This window comes from Dyadobacter koreensis, assembly GCF_900108855.1.
In the GTDB taxonomy this organism is placed as follows: Bacteria; Bacteroidota; Bacteroidia; order Cytophagales; family Spirosomataceae; genus Dyadobacter; species Dyadobacter koreensis.
The window spans coordinates 675,004-698,460 of sequence record NZ_FNXY01000003.1 but is presented as its reverse complement, the minus strand read 5'-3'; the positions used below and the strand labels follow the sequence as shown (position 1 = coordinate 698,460).

Below are 23,457 nucleotides of genomic sequence, written 5' to 3'. Positions count from 1 at the left end.
AAAACCTTCAAGAATATGTTTAAAAATTATCTGAAAATCGCCTGGCGGAATCTGCTTTCAAGCAAGCTCTTTTCCGCGATCAATGTATTTGGTTTGTCTGTGGGGATGACGTGCTGCATGCTGCTTTTACTTTACATTCTCAGCGAAACGTCGTTTGATAAACATCAGGAACACGTCAACGATTTGTACCTTTTACGGAGTGAAAATGTTCAATCCAACGGTGAGAAAATGGATAATCCCAGAGCTCCCGCGCCATATGCACAGGCCGTCAAGGCAGAGTTTCCGGAAGTTGTTCAGGTAACCAGACTCTGGCAGAATTTTCTTGAAAATAAAACCTTGCTTAAAACTTCCCAGCCGGGAAAACAGGAAAGGTCGTTTTATGAAACAAAAGGTATTCACGTCGATTCTACTTTTTTCGATGTATTTACTTACAAGTTTATTGAAGGAGATGCAAAAACTGCATTGAACGACCCGCATTCCGTAGTTTTGTCAGAAGAAGTTGCCGGTAAATTATTTGGCAACGAATCGGCTCTGAATAAAACAATCAGAATCGGCGGAAGATCTGGTAATAACGAGGATTTTAAAGTGACTGGTGTGTTTCATAACGAAGGCGCACGTTCGCATATAGACGCGAATTATTTCGTTTCAATCCATTCAGGTTGGGTTGGTGACTATCTGAGACAATCCGATATTGATTTTACCAACAACAATATGTTCTATACCTATCTGCGGCTGAAACCCGGAACCAGCGCAGAAAAATTCAGTGCTAAACTGCCTTCATTCATTGAAAAATATGCCCGGAAAGATTTAAAAATTGCCGGTTTTGACAAAAAACTATATCTATTGCCGGTAAAAGACATTCACCTTTTCAGTCAGATCGACAGGATTGTCGGACCTACAACAAGCACGACGTATCTTTACGTACTGGCTTCCATTGCGCTGTTCACATTGCTGATCGCCTGTATAAATTTTATGAATCTTTCCACAGCTCGTTCGGCCAAAAGAGCCGCAGAGGTTGGGATCCGTAAGGTAATGGGAGCGGGAAAAGGTGGATTGATTGGCCAGTTCCTCGCCGAATCAATGGTTTTAACTTTCCTGGCATTGATCCTGGCAATTATTTCGGTTCTGGTATTGCTGCCCTTTTTCAATCAGCTGTCAGACAAATCGCTTCAAATTTCCGAATTATTCAAATCCGAAATTGTATTTTCTTTCGTCGCACTGGCGCTGATAACAGGCCTTCTTTCAGGGAGTTATCCTGCGTTTTATTTATCTGTGTTTAATCCTCTGGATGTAATAAAAGGCAAATTTGTCAATTCTGTGTCCGCAACAGCACTCCGCAGAGGTTTGGTCGTGTTTCAATTTGTTATTTCAATTGGTCTTGTGGTAGCGACAATGGTCATTCAGGGACAAATAAATTTCATGAGAGATCAGCCGTTAGGTTTTGCAAAAGACCAGCAGATTGTTATTCCCTTACGAAGCGCAGAAGCCAGAAAAGCCTATACGGCTTTGCGAAATGAGATGCTGCAAAACAGCCGGATTTCTGCGGCTTCCGGCACTTCATACTATCCCGGAATTCTTAATCCAAGCGATATGTCGGTATTTTTGCCCGGACAAAGTGTCAATGATGACGGGCTTATAAAAACTAATGGCGTCGCTGCCGACTTTATGCAAACAATGGATTTCAAGCTGGCCGCGGGGAGAATGTTTTCTGCGGATTTCCCCGCAGATACCAATCTCAAAATTGTCGTGAATGAAGCCGCGCTTCGCAAATTTGGTATTCCATTGGAAAAATCGGTTGGGCAAAAGCTTAATTTTAATATGAATGAAAATACAATCGGTTCGTTGGAGATCATTGGTGTTGTCAAAGATTTCCATTTTGAGGATCTGCACAAGGTCATACAGCCGTACGCGTTTTTTCTGAATAAAGATAATTTTAATTATATGGTTGCGCATGTCAACACCAGGGACGTTAGCAGCGTTTTACCATTTATGGAAGCCAAATGGAAAGCGCTGGTACCCGACGAACCGTTTTCATATACTTTTCTCAACGATGATTTCCAGAGCAATTATTCCGCAGATGCAAGAACATCGCGGATTGTAAATTCTTTTACCATCGTTTCCATCTTGATCTCCTGCCTTGGACTGTTCGGTCTGGCAGCTTTTGCAGCCCAGCAAAGAATCAAGGAGATAGGGGTGAGGAAGGTTCTTGGCGCTTCTGTTGCCAGTATCGTCGCTTTGCTTTCCGGAGATTTTATGAAACTGGTATTGGTTTCTCTCATCATCGCAACGCCACTAACCTGGTATGTTATGTCAAAATGGTTGCAGGATTTTGCTTACAGCATAACCATAGAATGGTGGATGTTTCTGATTGCCGGAGTTCTGGCGATAGCCATCGCATTGTTAACCGTTAGTTCGCAAGCAATAAAAGCCGCGCTGACTAATCCGGTAAAATCATTAAAATCGGAATGAAGAAATGTATTTTCCCTACTTAACCTAACAGATCATGATCAGGAATTATTTGAAAATTGCTTTCCGGAATTTGTTTCGGAACAAAGTATACAGCACTATCAATATTGCCGGCCTGGCAATGGGCATTGCGGCGTTTTTATTAATTCTTGAGTATGTAAGTTTTGAGAAAAGCGTCAACCAGTTTCATAAGGATTTGCCTGATATGTACAGGATTATAAATCTGGATATAAAAGGAAATACCTGGGGGCAAGTTGAACCGGGTTGGGCAAAAAGAGTGCAACAGAACTTTAATGAGATAAAATCGTACTGTCGTTTCAGTGATGATATCGCAAAAGGTATTGTTAAAAAAGAGGGCAGAACGCCGGAGATTTTTCGTGAAAACAATATTGGGTACGCCGACGGAAATTTTTTCGAGTTTTTTACTTTTAATGTTGTCAAAGGAAATAAAACAGCATTTAATGAGCCTAAAATTGTTTTTATTTCAACCAGGTCAGCCGACAAATATTTTGGCAAAGAAGATCCGATCGGTAAAGTTTTGACGCTTTCCAACCAGTTTGGAACTTTGTCATATTCCGTGGAAGGTGTTTTTGAATCTCCTGAAAATTCAGATATAAAACCTGACATGATTTTTTCACTCAAAACACTTGAAAATCCGGCAAACTTAAACGGCAATGACTGGGCAGATCCTGATAATCTTCAATCGCAGTATATCAATACATTTTTTCTTTTAAACAAAGGTGTAGATATCAGAGGACTGGAAAATAAATTGACCAAATATCGGGAGGCGGAGAAAAAGGATAAGGATGGTGTAAAATTTCGATTACAAGCTTTCTCGAATTTACATTTATCGGATAAGCTAAACGATCCTTACCAAACCACCGGTAATGTGCAATATGTTTACACACTCGGAGGAATTGCATTTTTGATCCTGCTTATTGCCTGGTTTAATTATATAAATCTTTCAACCGCTAATTCTTTGAAAAGGGCAAGTGAAGTTGGCGTTAGGAAAGTCATCGGCGCGACGCCCGGAAATTTAATTTTACAATTTTTAGGAGAATCTGGTCTTGTCACTTTACTAAGTTTCGGATTTGCTTTGCTGCTTGTCTATCTTCTTCAACCCTTGTTTAATCAGCTGATCGGAAAAGAACTTTCGCTGGAAACGCTCGGCTCATCCTATATCTGGGCGATTGGTTTGGGGATTTTTCTGGTCGGATCTATTCTTTCAGGAATTTATACTGCCTATGCCTTATCAAAATTCAATCCTGTAAAAATTCTTAAAGGTAAACTGACAAAAACTTCCCAGGGCGCTTTTCTGAGGAAGTCGCTGGTGGTTTCGCAGTTCAGTATTTCTGTGGCTTTGATGCTGGTCACAATCATCATTTATAGCCAGCTGCGTTTTATGCAGAATCAAAATCTTGGTGTGAAAACAAGCCGTTTAATGGTTATTCGCGGACCGGAAGTTGGGAGAGACAGCACTTTTAAAACTAGAAAAACAGCATTCTGGAATGACCTAAATGGTCAGAGTTATGTTAAGGATTATTGCTTATCCGGCAGTGTTCCTGGAAATTGGTATAATTTTTCAACATCAGGTTTTACACAGCCAAAATCAAAGCCTGGTGATGAGCTGAAAACCTATTCATTCGCTATAATCGGCGACCGTTATATTGGTGTTTATGACCTGAAATTAAAAGCCGGACGGAATTTTACACCGCAGGAAACGGGTGTGGAATGGAATAAAAATGACAAGGTTATTTTAAATGAAAAAGCTGTAAAACAACTGGGGTTTGAGTCTGCGGAGGAAGCAGTTAATACCAAAATAAAATGGGATGAGCGCTATCTGGAAGTTGTCGGAGTTCTAAAAGATTACCATCATACCGGCTTGCAAAAGGCAATTGATCCGATGATTTTCTATCCGCAAAACAGTAGTGAGTACATTACGGTAAACCTGACCACGGATCAGATGCAGGATAAAATTGCGAAACTGGAAACGATCTATAAAAATTACTTCACAGAAAATCCATTCGAATACTTTTTCGTTGATGAAAACTTCAATAAACAATATACTTCCGAAAGACAGTATAGCCGGATTTTCACCACAGCGTCGATCTGGGCGATTGTGATTGCTTGTCTTGGATTGTTTGGCCTTGCTACTTTCACAGTTGAAAATCGTAATAAAGAAATTGGTATCAGAAAAGTGCTCGGAGCTTCAGTCGCCAGTATCGTCGGATTGTTGTCAAAGGATTTTTTACTATTGGTAATCATTGCTATACTAATTGCAAGTCCGGTCAGTTACTATTTTATGAAAATATGGTTAAGCGATTTTGCATATCGCATCGATATTTCCTGGTGGATTTTCGCTGTTGCAGGAAGTATTTCGATCATGATCGCTCTGTTCACGATTATGTTTCAAGGTATCAAGGCAGCGTTGGTAAATCCTGTTAAATCTCTTAAATCTGAATAATCCTGTCATGAAAAATCGCCCTTTTGTTAAGTACATCGCATTAAATTTTTTCCTGTTTTCCTGCTTCACTGTTCATGCTCAAACCGTGATCGAGCCGGATTTAGCGAAACTTTTTAAATCTGGTTCTATAAAAACATACAATAGAACAGCCACTTTGACCGAGTCGGGAGAAAGGAAAAATGTTATCCATCTGGATGAAAAACCGGATTCAGGTGTCGCATGGCTGGATGGAGTTGCGTTTTCTGAAGGGACAATTGAATTTGATTTGAAAGGCAGAAATGTGATGCAGAAAAGTTTTGTCGGTTTTGCTTTTCACGGTCATGATGACAAGACTTATGACGCCGTTTATTTCCGGCCATTTAATTTTAAATCGACCGATACGGAGCGAAAAAATCATTCAGTCCAATACATTTCATTGCCGGCAAATGACTGGCCGAAACTAAGAAAAGAATATCCGAATCAGTATGAGAAACCGGTAAATCCAGTACCGGAACCTGATGAGTGGTTTCATGTGAAAATTGTGATTGAGGAAAAGGAAGTGAAAGTTTTTGTCGAACATAGCGACAAGCCTAGTTTGGTTGTTCAGCAGTTGAGTAATCAGGGAAATGGAAAAGTTGGATTTTGGGTTGGAGACCAGGCGAGTGGTGACTTTGCTGATCTCAAAATCAGAAAAAAATAATAATGTCTTGAAACTTCAAATGAATTAGAAAGTCATGCTGAAAAATTATTTTAAAATCGCTTATCGAAACTTGCAGCGCAGCAAGGCTTATACTTTCATAAATATATGCGGATTGGCGTTGGGAATAACCTGCGCTATTCTGATTTTCATGCTCGTTCGGTATCATTTGAGTTTTGATAATTTTCACGCGAAAAGCGACAGGATTTACCGCCTGATTACAGAATTTCACGAGGAAACAATTGTTCAGGAAAATGGCGTCCCTTCGCCATTGGGAAAAGCTTTTCGTAACGACTTCGCGTTCGCGGAAAAAACAGCCAGGGTTGTATCGTATGACCGACAATTAATTTCGCTGCCGAATTCAAAGGATAATCTCAAATTTGAAGAAAAAGAAGGTTTGGCCTATGCCGAGCCGGAGTTTTTTGACATTATGAATTTTCCTCTTTTGGAAGGAGATAAAAATACCGTTTTGAAGAACCCGAATTCAGCAATCATTACCGAAAAACTTGCGGTTAAATATTTTGGAAAGGCAGGCGCGATCGGGCAAACGATCCGGATCAACAATAGTACAAATTACAAGATAACCGGAATTTTGCAAGATCTGCCCGTAAATACAGACCGTTGCCAGCAAATTTACCTTTCTTATGAAAATCTGAAGGACGAAAACGCGTGGCTCGCTGGAGATAATAGCTGGGGAGGAGTATATTCCGGGTCGCAAAGTTTTGTTTTATTAAAAGAAGGAATCTCCCAGGAGATTGTTGAGAAAGCGCTTCCGGCTATTTCCAAAAAATATTATAGTCCCAAAGATGCAGTTACTTTTCAGTTTAAACTGCAACCATTATCAGACATTCATTTTAATTCGGAGCTGGGAGGTTATATGGAAAAGAAAAATCTGTGGGCGCTGGCGTTCATTGGTATTTTCTTAATTGTGACCGCCTGTTTAAACTTCATTAATCTCGCAACTGCCCAGGCCCTGAGCAGATCAAAGGAAATCGGGGTGAGAAAGGTTTTAGGTAGCCGGAAATCGCAGCTTTTCTGGCAATTTATTGCCGAAACGGCGATTATCACAGGCTTTGCTGTGGGCGCCGCCCTGATTCTGTGTTACGCGATTCTGCCTTATGTTAATACGCTGTTTGAGTCGCAACTGACTATTTCTATTCTATCAGATATTTCCTTGTTAGCATTTTTGGCTGGCCTGGCGTTAATAGCAATATTCTGTTCTGGTTCATATCCTGGTTTGATCCTGGCAGGTTTTCAGCCAATAGCGGCTTTGAAAGGAAAGCTTTCACAAAAAAATGTAGGAGGTTTTACACTGAGAAGAGGACTGGTGGTGGCGCAGTTTGCCATATCACAAATCCTGATTATTGGGACAATAGTCATCGCAAACCAGATGCATTTTTCTCAAAAAACGGATCTCGGCTTCAAGAAAGATGCAGTTGTTATGTTGCCGGTTCCAGACAAAGATCTTTCTAAAATGAGCACGTTGAGATCGAGGATTTCGCAGAATTCCGGTGTTGGAAACAACACTTTCTGTTTTGAGGCTCCGGCTGCAAACTCCAACCGGACGGTTAAAATGAGATTCGATTCTCGCTCCGAGGACGAACTTTTTTCCATCAATATGAAATTTGCGGATGATCAATATATTAATTCTTTTGGCCTGAAAATTATCGCTGGTCGCAACATTGCGCGGTCAGATACTGCCCGTGAATTTGTGGTTAATGAAATGTTGGTAAAAAAACTTAACCTGAAATCTCCGCAAGATATTATCGGTAAAAAACTGAGCGTAAATGGAGGGCAAAGTTCAGCTCTTATCGTTGGTGTGGTCGAGGACTTCCATCATTATTCTCTCCGACAAAGCATTATGCCTATTTGTATTGTCTCAGATTATACAAATTACCAGAATTTTGCAGTTAACATTGACGCTAGGAATATGAAATCCACACTGGAGTCTATCGAAAAATTGTGGAGTGAAGTTTTCCCGCAATACGTTTACAAATACGAATTTCTTGATGACCGTATCGCTGAGTTTTATCAGACAGATAACCTTATGCTGCAATTGATTCAGGCTTTTGCTGCCATCGCGATTTTTATTGGCTGTCTGGGATTATATGGTTTGATATCATTCATGACCACACAAAAGACGAAAGAAATAGGCGTAAGGAAAGTGCTGGGAGCAAGCGTTGCAAACATTGTCTGGATTTTTGGGAAGGAATTTGTACGGCTGTTGCTCGTTGCATTTATTGTCGCGGGACCTTTAGCATGGTGGGTGATGAATAGCTGGCTGCAGGATTTTCAGTATAAAGCCGAATTCGGTGCGGGTGTTTTTCTTCTTTCGTTAACCACTACCCTTATCATCGCAGCAGTGACCGTGGGCTACAAGTCAGTTTCGGCTGCTTTGAAAGATCCTGTGAAATCCTTGAAATCGGAGTGAAAAGGCAAGGTAAAAACTGCCTGTTAAGTTTTTGCCATTTTCTAAACTAATTAATACGTCATGTTCCGGAATTACTTCGTTACAGCTTTCCGATATCTCTGGAAACAAAAAGGCTTTTCCGTCATCAATCTGATTGGGTTAACGGTTGGTTTAAGTGTGTGTTATTTTGCTTTGACTTTTGTGTCTTTCGAACTGAGCCATGACCGGTACCACGAAAAATCAGAGCGAATCTATCGGTTGGTGACCGACGTAAAAACGCCCAATGGAATCGATTATTTGAGTACCACGGCACCGATGGCGTCGGCGATGGAGGCCGCTTTTCCGGAAGTTCAGGCAGCGACAAGAATTTTTCTCGATCACCTGATCATTCAGAAAGACCAGGAGCAATATGCGGATGAAAAAATAGCGTATGCGGATTCTTCACTCTTTTCAGTGTTCAGTTTCCCCCTGATAAGCGGAAACCCCGATAATATCCTGAAAGCTCCATACTCAATCGTTTTGTCAGAAACGAGCGCACGGAAATATTTCGGTGATGAAAACCCTGTGGGTGGAATTCTTCTGGTTAACGGAAAAGAGCGTGCGCAAGTTACAGGTGTCATGAAAGATATCCCTCATAATTCTCATTTCCGGGTTGATATGCTGCTTTCCATGTCGACGTTAGGAGAAGAGTGGATGCGGAATTCAAAACGGTTTTTCTTTTACACCTATCTGTTGTTACCAGAAAACTACGACGCCTCAAAACTTTCCGCCAAATTACCGGATTTTGTAAAAACGCATATCGATCAAAAGCTGGGTGAATATTCCCTTGCTATTGAACCGTTGAAAAGTGTCTATCTGAATGCGAAACCAAGAGGTTCAAAGGCCGGAACCTCCGTTACCGGGAATCGGAGCCATGTTTATATCTTCTCATTTGTTGCTGCGTTTGTTCTATTTATCGCCTGTTTCAATTTTATTAATTTGACAACGGCACTTTCGATTCAAAGGGTAAAAGAAATCGGTGTTCGAAAGGTGCTGGGGACTACGAGAAAACTGCTTATTTTTCAGTTTCTGGTCGAGTCAGTATCTCTGACCTTGATAGCATTTTTTGCTTCCATTCTGGTGTGCAGTCTGCTGATTCCGCTTTTCAACGATCTTACCGGCAAGATTATTAACGCAGGGATTTTTGAAAATATTAATTATTTATTTGTCCTTTTTTCTGCTGCTGTTTTCATCGGATTACTTTCCGGAATTTATCCAGCATTCTTTCTTTCTCGCTTTCAGCCAGTCAGCTCACTTAAAGGAGGATTTGTTTCTGCAACTCAGGGAGTGAACTTTAGAAAAGTGCTGGTTACGGCTCAATTTTCGATCTCAATCATCCTGATTGTTGCAACAATCGTTGTATACAGGCAGCTTCACTTTATGCAAAATCAGGCACTCGGATTCAAAAAGGATCATAACCTGGTGATTGATTTTCAGTATGACGACAATATTATAAGCCATCAGGAATCTGTTAAAGACAAGCTGACAAAAATTCCCGGCGTTACGATGGCGAGTATTTCTTCCAGTATTCCCGGACGACCCAACCATCTTTTTCCTACGCAGATAGAAAACGTTGCAAACGAAATGCAGGAATTTCAATCCGATACCTATTTTGTGGATTACGATTTTATAAAACAATATGGAATTTCTGTGCTTGCCGGACGAATGTTTTCAAAAGATTTTGGTAACGACTTAAAAGAGGCAATTCTCATCAACGAGACGGCGGTAAAAAGTTTGGGATTTTCAAATCCAAAAGATGTTATAGGAAAACGATTTTCCCAGCTGAACGTAAATGGATTTGTAATAGGGGTGATAAAAGATTTCCATTTCCGCTCGTTTCAGGAAAAAGTTCAGCCAATGACATTACGTGTAGCACCAGGATTTTTCACTTTTTTGACACTAAATATTTCCGGAGAAAATACTCCTGAAAGCATAGCAAATCTCGAAAGAGCCTGGAAATCATTGATACCTGACATGCCGCTGATATACTTTTTTGCGGATGAGGCTTACGATAACCAGTATCGGGACGAGCAGCGTTTTGGGAAACTTTTCATCTGTTTTGCCTCGTTTGCAATAATCATCTCCTGCCTTGGGTTGTTAGGTTTATCTGCATTCAGCATCACGCAGCGTACAAAGGAAATCGGTATCAGAAAAGTTGTTGGTGCTTCCACGGTCAGTATTGTCGGCTTGCTTTCGGTGGACTTCATAAAACTGGTTCTCTTAGCAATTTTGATCGCTGTGCCAGTAGCCTGGTACGCGATGGATCAGTGGCTCCGGGATTTCGCGTATCGCATTGCGATTCCCTTGTGGAGTTTTGCCTTAGCTGGTGTGATAGCGGTTTTTATTGCTCTGGGCACAGTAAGTTTTCAGGCGATAAAAGCGGCTTTGAAGAATCCTGTTAAATCTTTACGTTCCTGATCTTTGCGTTTTGTGGTTTATTAAATTCTGTGATACAGTGTTTGTGTAAATATTTCCACCGTTTAAGTTACGCAGATCTAGGCATTGTTTTGTTGTAAGTCTTCAATAAACGACAAACTGAATTATGGCAGATAAAACATTGAAAGACGTTAGCAAGATCATGAAGGATATAGACCTTTGTATGCTGACCACAACGACCGCACACGGTGCATTAGGATCTCGTCCGATGAGTAATAACGGGCAAGTAGAATATGATGGGAATTCCTATTTTTTTACCTGGAAAGGATCCCGGATGATAAAAGATATTGAGAAAGATAATAAGGTCAGCCTGACATTTCAGGGCAAAAAAGATATTTTCATTTCTGTTTCAGGAAAAGCAGATATCACGACCGATCGGGCAGAAATGGAACAGCATTGGATAAAGGAACTTGAACAATGGTTTGAAAAGGGCTTGGACACACCAGGTGTAACGATGATCAAAGTCAAAGCAGACAGGATCAAATACTGGCAGGAAATGGAAGAAGGAGACGTGAAACTATAGGGTATCACTTTTAAAATGATGTGGATACAATAGACAACCTGGTCTGCTGTGTCCACATTTTTGTTGTGGGGAACTTGGATATTATGTGGATTTGATCCGATGCGAAACCGAACACTAAATGTTCAAAATCGCACAGTTTTCAATAAGTATGTATTTTAATAACTTGTAAATCAGTAATTTATTTATTGGCATTGGTTTTTTAGATTTAGAAGTCCATTAGATTTCATTTATGAATCATACTGGATAGGTTGCTAGGTAATCCAGTCGTGGTCCGGATAATTATCGGGACCACGATTTCCACCAAAAACAACCTGTTATTTATTAGCCATGAAAATAAAATTACCTGAGGTATAACGGTCAAGCGAAATTAGTTAAACCTTCTTAAATCAAAACGGCGTATGCCAAAATCAAAAAGGCAGAAGTGGAAGTAAAATTCCTGCTTCTGCCTTTTTGATTTAACTATTAATCTTTAATTGGCCGGATCTGCCGGAGTACTTGTATTATTCTGACGTTCGTTCGTCGGATAAGGATACCAGTCGCGGTTGCGTTCCGTTGCCGGACGCCCGAAACGGCGGCTGTCGTCAAGTTTCAAACCAGACATGTATAATTCAATTGCACGGTTTTTATAGATTTCGGTAAGTACAGAAGTTGCATCTTTCACTCCCGAGTAAGCCGGCAGCGAAGCGCCAATTCCCCAGACATCAGTCGTTTTTGTACGTACCTTATCAAGTTCAGTAACAGCCGCGTCAATTGTTCCCTTTCTTGCCAGCACTTCCGCTTTGATCAAAGTAACCTCACCCGGAAGATAAACCGGAATTTGTGCAGTATTGGATGTAAAAAAGCCAGTTCCGAGGTTTCTTGCAGGAGTAGCAGTTTGCGTGTAGAAAGTCACACGTTTATCGCCTGCTTCCGGTTTTAGTGCATCCGGCAAGCCCAAAGCAGTATTGACGGGTTCTGTCACGTTTCTGTTTCCAAAAGAGTTGAAGAAAACCGGATTTTGACTTACGTCGTCGAAATTAAACGCTGACTTTTTTGTCAGGTCAACCTTGTTAGCTGCTGCAAGCGCTTTGTCATAATCGCCCAGCATCAAACTGTAACGGGCAATTAAGGCCTGAATTGTATTTGGCATATCGATACTGTTCACAACACGTGTAGTGAAATCAGCCGACGGTGCTGTTGCAGTAATTGCTGTTGCCGCCGTTTCAAGCGTTGCGATGGCTTCTTTTAAAACTTCTTCACGCGTGTTGAAAGCAATGTTTGCGGCAGTTCCGATTGGTGCCTGCTGCCAGAACTCGCCTAACGCGCCCAGAGAAAGTGCTCGAAAAATAGAAGCATAAGCTGTTAATCCGCTTTTTAAGGCTGGATCAGCTGCTACATTAATATTTTTGAGAATAATGTCGGCATTGGATTTCGTCAGATGGCTCTGCGCCCACAAATTTGAAACGATTGCATTATTTCCCTGAACATTCCCAGATCCTTTTCCTAAAAGATCAAGATCTGTGTTTCCTGCATTTAAGACGAGAAGTTCTTTCGTAGTTAAACCGTTTGCAGAAATCATTGAATATGTCACGCCTGCGCCACCGACTGAGTAGCGGTATTGCAATCCGTTTGCGAGCGAGATTAGTCCATAAACATCTGTGATGACCTGCGTCTCGCTGGCAGAACTTGGGTTGAGATATTCTTTTTGTTCACACGACGAAACCGTCAGCATCCATGCTGCAAGAGTCGAATATATTAGTGTTTTTTTCATGTCAAGAATTTATAGAGTAGGTTAGAAACTGGCCGATATTTTCACCTGATAAGTACGTGGAATCGGTACATTACCAAAATCCACACCACGTAATAAATCACTGTTTCCACCTGCATTTGTCTCAGGATCAAAACCATCATAATTATCCCAAGAGATCAGGTTACGGCCCGAAAGTGCAATATTGATGTTACGAACATTCTTAATCACGTTTGGAAGCGTATATGACAAGCTAATCTCGCGAAGTTTCACAAAAGAAGCGTCATCGATTCTCCATTCCTCAGTATTATAAATCGAGTAAACATAGCCACGCTGCAATTCTCCTGTCAATTCCCTCTCAGCATAATCACCGATACCAACGCCCTGACGGGTCCGGCGGTCGGCATTAAATACATCCATACCCTGAACCGCGTCAAGCAGGAACCGGAAGCCGAAACGTTTGTAAGTAAGATTGCTTACGAAGGAACCCGTCCATTTTGGATTCGGATTTCCAATGACTTTTCTGACCGTCGTGTTTGTGGAAAATTGTCCGTCCGCGCCTTTTGGAGAAGGAGTATATGCCAATGGATCCGTGGCGGACTGAACACCTTTCTGCGACTGAGGCAATCCCTGCGCCGTTAAAAATTGAGTTCCGTCTTCGTTACGAGCGAAGAAAGTGCCGTAAAATACGCTCGCGGCTTGTCCCTGAACCAGGAAGGAAGGTGCACCTGTTACTGAATTTAATGCAACCAACGGACTTCCGAGCTGTGTGATCTTATTGCGGTTTTGGCTGTAAATCACACTGACATCCCAGGTCAGGTCCTTCGTTTGGATTGGAGTATAACCCAGGCTCACTTCGTACCCCTTATTCTGCATTTCTCCAACGTTATTGATAATGCTCGTTCCGCCGGATGACGGAGCCAAAACGCGGTTTACAACGAGATCCGTGATTTTCTGAGTGTAAGCTGTGAGCCCCAGCGTCAGTTTATTTTTCAGGAATGTAAAATCAATACCTCCTTCATTTTCCGTCATAAATTCAGGTCTTACGCGTTCGTTGGCCAGCGTTGCACTTGGCAAAATAGTATTCTGACCCAGGAATGGTACGGAGTTAAATTGCCAGAAACGGTCATAAGTTCCAATACCGGTCATGTTCCCTGATTTCCCCCACGAATAACGGAGTTTGGCAGAATTGACCACTTTGCCGATTCCATTCTTATCCCAGAAACCCAGGTCAGAAGGGATAAAGCTTGCACTGAATTTAGGATAAACCTGGTTGGCTTCGGAAGAAGAAAACTTGGAAGAACGGTCGCTTCTTACCGCTCCGGTGATGAATGCAAGGTTTTTGTAGCCAAAAGTTGCCTGCCCGAAAACCCCGAATAAATCCCACTGATCCAGTCCGTATGTAGCTTTTACCGTTGTACTTGCAGCACCATTTACCGTTTCAAAAGATGGCGCAAGATTTTGTCCGTTGGAAGCCGAGATATCTGTTTTGCTGTTTTGATAACTGGTTCCCGCTGCTACATTCAGCTTAAAATCTGGCGAAAGATCGCGCTCGTAAGAAATGTTGATGTCGTTGTTATATAAAAAAGTATTAGCATTCACATTCGCTGCAAAACCTTTTGGATAACGTTCAGCGGGTAAGCCAGAAGACGTTCCATACGGATAAGGAGGAATAAGGTTTTTTCCCAGCTGTGAAAATGCATCGATACCAAAAACCCAGTCAATGTTCAGGCCTTTCAACGGTGTTAAATTCAATTGAATATCGTTTACCGTTCTGTTCACAGCTTGTGTGAATTTCATTTCTTCCACGGTAGTCAACGGGTTCACGCGTGTAGGTTCTACACCCAACAAATTACCTTGGGCATCACGTTTTGTGATGTCGTAAATATTATTTGTGATGTTAATGGAGTTGATCGGACTGTAAAAGACGTTTCCGTTTGGTTTTTCGTTGGAAAAACTGTTGTTGTAAGTAATCCCTGCCGAAAGCTTTGCCCAGCTTGCCAGTCTTTGCTCCAAACGAACACGAAGTCCGTAACGTTGAAAATCAGTTCCTTCGACAATACCCTGATTTTTCATGTAAGAAAGAGATGCATAATACTGCGTTTTCTCATTTCCGCCGCTGATTGAAAGCGCATTATCGGTTCCGTATCCTGTTCTGAAAATCTCGTCCTGATAGTCGTAGCGGCTTACATCCACGAGATTTGTTGCAAGATTGGCGGTTACACCATCGCGGGTAACAGGCGTCGTTGTAACACCCGGATTAGCAGAAATCTGAGCAGGTGTCAACCCGGTTATTGTACCAAGACGCAAAGCTGCGAATCCAAATTGCTTTCCGTATGTGCTGATCTTCAATTTCTTGCGAAGTTCGTTAACATTCACACTTGTCGAGAAATTAATCTGCGGAGCACCGCTCTTTCCGCGTTTGGTTGTGATCAAAACTACACCATTTGAAGCACGTGAACCGTATTGGGCCGCCGCTGCCGCACCGTTTATGATGTTCATCGATTCGATATCAGCCGGATTTATATCCGACATTCGGTTGCTCCCAACGACCGCAGAACCCACCTGATCGGAAAGCGCATATTGCGAGACGTTTATGGAAGCATTACTTAAAATCACGCCGTCGATAACATACAAAGGATCAGAATTTCCCTGCAAAGATTTGATACCACGTAAGCGGATAGTCATCCCGCCGGAGGGATCTCCCGAGTTTTGGGTGATCTGCGCACCTGGAACTTTACCTTGCAAGGCAGAAAATAGATTTGCAGACCCCGAATTGGTTAATTCTTTTGAGCTGATGGAGTTGATCGCGTTACCCAGTTGTCTTCTGGTTGTTTTAATCGTGGATCCTGTAACGACGACTTCATCCAGCTGGGCGATCGCTTCTTTGACAGTCACATCGACGACCACGGAAGTTTGGTTACCCAAAGTTACAGCCTGGCTTACCGGAGCATAACCTATGGATGAAAAGTCCAGGGAATAGTTTCCTGGTTTCAAGTCAGAATTTAACGAGTAGGAACCCTCAACATCTGTGACGGTTCCCACCATGGTTCCCTTAAGTAACACAGAAACTCCCGGCACTCCCTGGCCGCTGCCATCCGATACCTTTCCTTTTATGGAATAGGATTGTGCGAAAACTTCGGCGGTCAGAAGCATTACCACTACCAGCGCGGCCACAGACCGGAGGACGTGTATAGATAAATAAATCTTTTTTCTCATAAAGGATTTTTTAGAGGATGACAGAAAAAGCTCATAAAAACGCAATGGTATCGACAAATATCTGCATATGGTTTTCAAATATCAATAGCGTTGTTAAAGTTTTTTCAATAATATTTCCAGAAAATGCCGTATATAATTTTTAAAAATTACTTTTGTTTGAAATATAAAACTGCTATTCCTAACTATTGTAGAATTTATTCTGAATTAACGATGATTCAAACTTCGACTTCGATCATGAAGAAAGAGCGTCAGATGCTCATTATGAAGGAAATAAACTTGCATAATCGTGCACTGTCTTCGGATTTGAGCAACACGCTGAATGTATCAGAGGATACGATACGACGAGATCTGAATGAGCTGGCGGAAGCCGGGAAACTTGTGAAAGTTCATGGAGGCGCATTGTCAAAATCCTATCAGTTTAACTATTCAATTGTCGATGCATATGCTCCTGAGGCTAAGCAAACTATCGCGCAAAAAGCGGCACAATTGATCAAAAACGACATGTTTGTAGTTATTGGAGGTGGAACAACTGTGAGTGAGTTGATTCGCCATATCCCTCTCGATACTACCGCTACATTTTTCACAGTCAGTTTATTAACGGCTTTACAGCTTTGCGATCATTCGAAAGCAACTGTTATTTTCATTGGTGGAACAATCGCAAAGACCTCACAAATTAGTTCAGGAGGAGAGGTGATCAGTCGATTTGCGGATATTCATGCGGATTTGTGCGTGTTAGGTGCTAACGGAATAAGTTTCAATGAAGGAATTACGGATTCAGATATGGAAACGGTGCAGGTCAAACGGGCGATGATGAAAGCGTCGAAGGAGACAGCGATACTAACTATTTCGGAAAAGCTTGATTCCGTTCAGCGATTACGGGTCTGTAGTCTTGATGAAATAAATTATTTGATAACGGAGCTTGATCCCGATAATGTAGAATTAAAGGCGTACAAAAGGGAAAGATTGACGATTGTATAGTGTGATTTAATTACCGAATATAAACCGATAGTTGCCAAAGAATTCGATACCCCGTCGAGGCTCGGCTATGGTATATAATGCGATCGTTCTACGATAACGTCGTCCCATCAGGATTATTTCCAAACAAAATAGTAAGCCTTTGCTACGTTACGTTCCGGCTTCTGATAATACCCGAATCGATTTGGAATTATTTAATTGAAATAATCCAGAAAGTATGGCGACTTGTAGTATGTACGATAATCTCAATCACGATAAATCCCGCACATGGTGATACAATACTTTTAGGGCCTGAATCAATAAACTGATAATTCAAGGCAGCGCAAACGCTACATAACTATCTCCTTTTTTCGTCCCTAGTTTTGTTCCGCCACAGGCTATAACCACATACTGTTTTCCGTTAACTTCATAGGTACTTGGAGTGGCAAAACCTGCCGCGGGCAATTCTGTCTCCCATAAAAGTTTTCCTGTTTTCTTATCAAATGCGCGGAACATTCCGTCCTTTGTGGCGGCGATAAACAGAATTCCGCCTGCTGTTACGACTGGCCCTCCATAATTTTCCGTGCCGGTTGCTGCAATGCCCTTCGCTGTTAATTCTTTGAATTCTCCCAGTGTTTTTTGCCAGACCTGTTTTCCGGTATTGAGGTCGATTGCGGTCAACGTTCCCCACGGAGGACTAATTGCCGGATACCCTTTGCTATCGAGAAATTTGTTGTAACCATTGAATTTGTAAGGCATAACCGGTGACTTTTTACCTTTTGTGGTCGCTGCGACTTCCACTTTTTCATCCCCGAAAAGAAAGTTAACGAGTGCTTGTTTTTCCTCGCCGGAAATGCTGGTAAATCCCGGCATCATTCCTTTGCCGCTTGTAATTAATTTTGAAACATACGAGCGGTCCCGTCTCTGTCCGATATCTACGAGTGATGGATAACCGCTTTTGGGATTGCCTTTCCGTTCCGGACCGTGACATACAATACAATTTAAGGTATAGATGCGTTGCCCGGCACTCAAATGTGAAAGTTCGTCCTCTTTTGGCGTTGGGCTTAGGCTCGCAATCCAGGGCATTTCATTCGCATTGACATACATAATTCCGTCCTGATCCACAGCTGCGCCGCCCCATTCGGCTCCTCCGTCAAAGCCTGGAAGTATCAGCGTTGGTATCTCTCCGAACGGTTGGTAAAGTCCTTTTTTTGCTTTTCGCAGAATGGAAAGCAGTGAATCCCGATTTTCTGAATACGGATTAATGTCAGCGTCCGTAACCGTTTGTCTTGCATAAGGAGCTGGCCACGTTGGTACTGGCTGCGTCGGCCAGGCGTGCTCTCCGGCGAGATCACTTTTAGGAACAGGAATTTCTTTAATAGGAAAAATAGGCGAACCTGTTACGCGATCAAAAATATAGACATAGCCAAGTTTGGTGACCTGCGCGACGACGTCAATAGTTTTGTTATCTTTTTTTATCGTCACAAGATTCGGAGGTGCGGGAATGTCTCTGTCCCAAAGATCATGATGTACAAACTGAAAATGCCAGATACGTTTGCCGGTTTTCGCATTTAAGGCAACTAAGCTATTGGCGAATAAATTCTGTCCAGCGCGGTTTCCACCGTAAAAATCAAACCCGGCGGAACCTGTCGGGACGTAAATAATACCGCGTTTTTTGTCTACAGCCATACCGGCCCAGTTGTTCGCAGCGCCGACTTCTGTATTTTTGTAAACATCTTTTGGCCAGGTGCTATACCCAAATTCACCCGGATGCGGAATGGTATGAAATGCCCACGCAAGCTCCCCGGTGATGACATTAAATGCCTGAACATTTCCCGGAGCCGCATCGGGACCTTCTGAAAGCCGCAGCGGCATGACAATCAGATCGCCATAAAGTGCTCCAGGCGTGTTAGAAATTACAAATTTATCCTGCGCCGTCGGGCCCAATCCTTTTTTCAAACTCACGCGCCCATCTTCTCCAAAAGATTTTACAGGTTGTCCGGTAAGTGCATCGAGCGCATAGAGCCATGCGTCATAAGCATACATGATCCTTGATTCGTTGGCACTGCTCCAATAAGTGACGCCACGATTTGTATTTAATCCTCCACCTTTTCCAGCTTTAAATCTCCATTTCTCTTTGCCAGTTGCCGCGTCAAGGGCAAAAACCTGATTTGTTGCGGTAACGCCATACAACGTACCGTTTACAATGATCGGGTTGCATTGTACCTGTCCGGAATCAAGAGAATGAAATTCCCAGGCTTTGGTCAGCTGCCTAACATTGGTGGTATTGATCTGATTTAGAGAAGAATAGTGGTTTCTGTCAGCGCCCCCTAGGTATTCAGGCCATTCTACATCGGAAGTTTTTTTCCTATCAGTTAGTGTGATTTTTGCAGAAATGGAAAATGCCGCGAGGAAAGCAATTGCAGGAATAAATATTTTTTTCATCGAAGAGTTCAGGTGATAAGTCAGAAGTGAAGTTAAATCAAATGTCTCAATTATTGTAGAATTCAAATAAATAATTGGGTGATGAATAAGTTTGAAATAAAATACATTTCCACTATTATTTTTACAATTTGATAATAATAAGTGCTGAAATTTAACGGAAACACCAAATTGAGCTCATCCTCAAATAACATCTGAATCTGTATTTTGTTCCTTCGAGAAGACCGCAAAATCCGGTTAAAACAGATCAGAAATTGAAATGAAAAGAAGAGATTTTTTTAGAAATTCCTCGCTCACAGTTGTGGCAGGTTCGTTATTTTCGCCATTTGGAGCTTTTGCAGGAACAGAGAGTTCCGGCATCGTCAGAAAAAGCGGTACTACAGCTAAAAATATAATTTTCATGGTTAGCGACGGTATGAGTACCGGTACGCTTAACATGGCAAGTCTATTATTGCAAAGAAAGGAAGGCCGTCAAAGTCATTGGATGCAGCTGTATATTGATAACAAAGCAAAACGGGCTTTGATGGATACTGCTTCTGCCAACTCCTTTGTGACCGATTCAGCCGCTTCGAGTTCTGCATGGGGCGGGGGAGTTCGGGTCAATAATGGCTCACTGAATGCAAACCCGGATGGAAGTTTCAATAAACCTATATTACAGAAATTTAAAGAAGCCGGAAAATCCGTGGGTTGTGTGACTTCCGTGCCGATTACACATGCGACGCCCGCAGGATTTTGTATCAACAATAAATCTCGCGGAGATCAAAATGATATTGCACTACAATATTTGCCTTTGAAATTTGATGTGATGATGGGTGGCGGACAAGATTATTTCGACCCTGCCAAACGGAAAGATAAGGATGACGTTTACAAGAAATTTGACGAAGCGGGATATGTTACTGTAAAAAACAAAAAGGAATTATTTAACCTTCCGGCTTCCGAAACGAAACCTTTACTTGGTGTTTTTGCAGATAATGGCCTGCCATTTTCGGTTGATCATCAGAGCAATGCAACGTTACGTGATCAGGTTCCGACATTGGCTGAAATGACAAAACATGCAATTGAAAGATTAAAGAAAAATAAAAAGGGTTTTGTGATGCAGGTTGAAGGTGGAAAAGTGGATTGGGCCGCCCATTCCAACGATTCTGCGGGTTTGCTTTATGATCAGATCGCTTTTGATGATGCTATTAAAGTTGCAATCGATTTCGCTGAGCAGGATAAGGAAACGCTTGTCATTATCACAACGGATCACGGAAATGCGAATCCCGGACTGTTTTCAGGTTCGATGACCGAGAAAAATTTTGATTATATGCATCATTTCAAACACAGCAATGACTGGGTTTTGAATGGTATTAATAAAAACTCGACGGCGTCACAAGTGATTGAACGACTGGAAGAAGCGCAGGGATATGCAATCAAAAAAGCCGAAGCAGAAAGTTTATTAAAACACTATACTGTTTTAAATGAAGAAGGACTTTACAATCCGAAGAAACTTCCTTTCAAAGAATTAGGTCAAATTCAGACGGCTTACACTTCCATCGGCTGGGCAGGCATGGATCACTCAGGCGATTATGTTGAACTCGCGATGTTCGGGCCGGGCAGTGAGCTGTTGAAACCTTTCGTTAAAAATACAGACCTGCACAATTTTATGCTTGACGTAACTGAGGTCAGGCAGAGGCTCTGAAATTAAGGTTGCCTTAAAATTCCGGACCGTCCGAAACCGTACACTTTTGTACGATTTCGGACGGTTTTATTTTGGATTAATATGTAACTATTTGATTTACAGTAATAAATATTTCTGGCAAGGCTTTTTGAAAACTAAATAAACAAAAGAGGTTTAGAAACACAGTTCAAATGTCTTTATTCTTGTGAATCAAAAATCTCAAACCAAAATTCATAATGATCAAATTAGAGAAAATATCAAAGTATTATCCAGCTGGTTTCGGTAAAACATATGTGCTGCGCCATATTGATTTGAATATTAAGGAAGGAGAATTTGTCTCGATCATGGGGCCCTCGGGTTCAGGAAAATCGACATTACTTCATATCCTGGGATTGCTGGAAGAGCCTTCCGAGGGAGAATATTTGTTTCTGGATGAGCCGGTTCAAAAGTTAACAGAAAAAAAACGTACGGAATTGCACCGTCATCATATCGGATTTGTATTTCAGGCGTATCACCTGATCGACGAACTCACGGTTTATGAAAACATAGAAACACCGCTGCTTTACAAAGGGGTTTCGGGTTCTGAGCGAAAAAGCCGGGTGGCTGAGTTGCTTGACCGTTTCAATATGGTGGCTAAAAAAGACCTTTTTCCGCATCAGCTTTCCGGCGGACAGCAGCAATTGGTGGGTGTCGCAAGGGCCATTGTCCATAATCCAAAAGTGATTTTCGCTGACGAACCAACGGGAAATCTGCATTCGGAGCAAGCTGTCGAAATTATGGAATTATTTCAAAAACTTAATCAGGAGGATAAAGTAACGATTGTTCAGGTAACGCATTCGGAGGCCAACGCTACATACGGAAATCGTGTGGTGAGGCTGAAAGATGGCTGGCTTGCATAATTCAGTCAACTCTCCTCAATAATTCATCTATTAGTCATGAAACAATTATTATTATTGCTTTGTCTGCTTCCCGGATTATCGCAGGCGCAAAAAGTGTTGACACTGGCTGAATGTGTCGATCTTTTGTCAAAAAATAATTTGACATACCGGGCAGGGAATCTTCAGGCGGAGGCAGCTCAGGCTCAGTTGCGACAAACAAAGTCGCAGATTTTTCCTCAGATTAACATTGGAGCGAATCATAGTCTGAATCTGGGCCGGAGTATTGACCAGTATACCAATGCGTATATAGATGAGCTTTACAACTATAATTCCATTGGTGCGGGTTTTCAAATGCCTATTTTTCAGGGATTTAAAATCCAGAATCAGATTCGTCAGAATCAGCTATTGAAAGAATCTGCAATGGAGAACCGTACTGCCGTTTTAAATGCTCAAACGATTCTTCTTTTGCAGGGATATGTAAATGTTCTGGCGACAAAGTCACTATACGAGTCTTATGTTCAGCAAGTTGAATCATCATTGCAGCAGGTCGACAGGGTTGAAAAGCAACTGAATGCAGGCGTAGCAGCGCAAAGTACTTTGTTTGAAATTAAAGCTCAGCTGGCAAACGACAAGTTTGATATGGTGACGGCTTTGAATAATTATAAAACTGCTCGTTTGGCATTGTTTCAGCGTATGAATATCGAGCCGGATGATTCAATTGACTTTGCAGCTCTGGATCCAATTGACATGCCGGCTGATTCGAAAAATGCAGAAGCTGTTTATCAGGATGCTTTGAAACAATTTCCGGAAATCAAAGCTGCCGAATTAAGCCGGAAAAGTTTTACTTATCTGGTGAAATCAATTAAGGCAGACAATTACCCCTCACTTACACTTGGGGCAAACATTGGTGCTTTTTACGCCTCTACAAACAGAAATCTCGATTATTTCAATCAGCTGAATGCGACAAGAAACGGCTCATTGAGTCTTGGATTGAATATCCCGATCATGGGCCGTTGGGTTACACGCCCCCGGATTGAACTTGCAAAAGTACAGGAGCGGCAGTCCCAAAATCAGTTCGATATTGCAAAACAGTTGCTGCGTCAATCCGTTGAACTGGCAGTCCTGGATGTGAATAGCACAGCCGACCGCTTCGCTGCGGCGCAGGGGCAATCGGAATCTTTAACGGCAAGTTTCTCGGTTGTTGAAAGTAAACTGAACGCTGGTACTGCCAATATTTTTGAATATGCACTGGCCAAAGCAAATCTTGGAAAAGCGCAAGCAAACGCAATCCAGGCACGATATGAGTACATGATGAAACAACGGTTACTGCAATTTTATCGTCAGGGTACTTGGATAGGGATTTATTAAAAAGAAGAAAATTATCAGCATGGATTGTGTGAATTAATCCTCATAAAAAGTTAGTTAGGTGAATTTTGGTACTGGTAGTATTTAGAGGCGGCATCATGTTCGCCTCTTTTCAATTATATTATTTGTTAAAAAAACTAAATAGTTACATCGGTTACATAATGTTAATTATCTTGTCCTTTGAACCAATTATTCAGCG

General features: G+C 41.8%; 13 protein-coding genes. 10 read left to right on the top strand and 3 right to left on the bottom strand.

Translation table 11 applies throughout. The features are described 5' to 3' along the window. The first annotated feature begins 15 nt into the window (after positions 1–15). The 6 genes from BMY70_RS11580 (at position 16) to BMY70_RS11555 (ending at position 11,014) form a co-directional block, all read left to right on the top strand. The gene (locus tag BMY70_RS11580) at positions 16–2,469 is read left to right on the top strand and encodes an ABC transporter permease (protein ID WP_090335322.1); all 2,454 of its coding nucleotides are present in this window, start codon (positions 16–18) and stop codon (positions 2,467–2,469) included. 34 nt (positions 2,470–2,503) lie between these two features. Further along, positions 2,504–4,930 (top strand): ABC transporter permease, encoded by a 2,427-nt coding sequence (locus tag BMY70_RS11575; RefSeq protein WP_090335321.1) that lies wholly within the window; start codon positions 2,504–2,506, stop codon positions 4,928–4,930. A gap of 7 nt (positions 4,931–4,937) precedes the next feature. Next, positions 4,938–5,609: a hypothetical protein gene (locus tag BMY70_RS11570; RefSeq protein ID WP_090335320.1), complete on the top strand. Its 672-nt coding sequence runs from the start codon at positions 4,938–4,940 to the stop codon at positions 5,607–5,609. 34 nt (positions 5,610–5,643) lie between these two features. After that, the gene (locus BMY70_RS11565; protein WP_090335319.1) at positions 5,644–8,037 is read left to right on the top strand and encodes an ABC transporter permease; all 2,394 of its coding nucleotides are present in this window, start codon (positions 5,644–5,646) and stop codon (positions 8,035–8,037) included. A 60-nt stretch (positions 8,038–8,097) separates the two neighbouring features. Next, a complete protein-coding gene (locus BMY70_RS11560; protein WP_090335318.1) occupies positions 8,098–10,473 on the top strand; it encodes an ABC transporter permease in 2,376 nt (791 codons plus the stop codon). Between the two features lie 124 nt (positions 10,474–10,597). Next, positions 10,598–11,014: a pyridoxamine 5'-phosphate oxidase family protein gene (locus BMY70_RS11555; protein WP_090335317.1), complete on the top strand. Its 417-nt coding sequence runs from the start codon at positions 10,598–10,600 to the stop codon at positions 11,012–11,014. Between the two features lie 469 nt (positions 11,015–11,483). On the opposite strand, the gene BMY70_RS11550 is transcribed toward BMY70_RS11555, so the two are convergent. After that, positions 11,484–12,764 carry a RagB/SusD family nutrient uptake outer membrane protein gene (locus BMY70_RS11550; protein ID WP_090335316.1) on the bottom strand — a complete coding sequence of 427 codons (1,281 nt, stop codon included), beginning with the start codon at positions 12,762–12,764 and terminating at the stop codon, positions 11,484–11,486. 21 nt (positions 12,765–12,785) lie between these two features. Next, on the bottom strand, positions 12,786–15,959 hold the full coding sequence (locus BMY70_RS11545; RefSeq protein WP_090335315.1) for a SusC/RagA family TonB-linked outer membrane protein: 3,174 nt from the start codon (positions 15,957–15,959) through the stop codon (positions 12,786–12,788). Between the two features lie 210 nt (positions 15,960–16,169). On the opposite strand from BMY70_RS11545, the gene BMY70_RS11540 reads away from it, so the two are divergent. Continuing rightward, the gene (locus BMY70_RS11540; RefSeq protein WP_218148618.1) at positions 16,170–16,937 is read left to right on the top strand and encodes a DeoR/GlpR family DNA-binding transcription regulator; all 768 of its coding nucleotides are present in this window, start codon (positions 16,170–16,172) and stop codon (positions 16,935–16,937) included. A 309-nt stretch (positions 16,938–17,246) separates the two neighbouring features. Here the strand turns inward: BMY70_RS11540 and BMY70_RS11535 are convergent, their stop codons facing one another. Continuing rightward, positions 17,247–19,358: an outer membrane protein assembly factor BamB family protein gene (locus tag BMY70_RS11535; RefSeq protein ID WP_090335314.1), complete on the bottom strand. Its 2,112-nt coding sequence runs from the start codon at positions 19,356–19,358 to the stop codon at positions 17,247–17,249. 256 nt (positions 19,359–19,614) lie between these two features. On the opposite strand from BMY70_RS11535, the gene BMY70_RS11530 reads away from it, so the two are divergent. The 3 genes from BMY70_RS11530 to BMY70_RS11520 all read left to right on the top strand — a co-directional run bounded on the left by BMY70_RS11530 (position 19,615) and on the right by BMY70_RS11520 (position 23,261). Continuing rightward, complete coding sequence (locus BMY70_RS11530) at positions 19,615–21,036, top strand: alkaline phosphatase (RefSeq protein ID WP_090335313.1); 1,422 nt, start codon at positions 19,615–19,617, stop codon at positions 21,034–21,036. Positions 21,037–21,251: 215 nt separating this feature from the next. Further along, entirely contained in the window at positions 21,252–21,914 is a 663-nt protein-coding gene (locus tag BMY70_RS11525) for an ABC transporter ATP-binding protein (protein ID WP_090335312.1), read from the top strand. Between the two features lie 36 nt (positions 21,915–21,950). After that, positions 21,951–23,261, top strand: coding sequence for a TolC family protein (locus tag BMY70_RS11520; RefSeq protein ID WP_090335311.1), 1,311 nt, complete (start codon positions 21,951–21,953; stop codon positions 23,259–23,261). Positions 23,262–23,457: the final 196 nt, after the last annotated feature.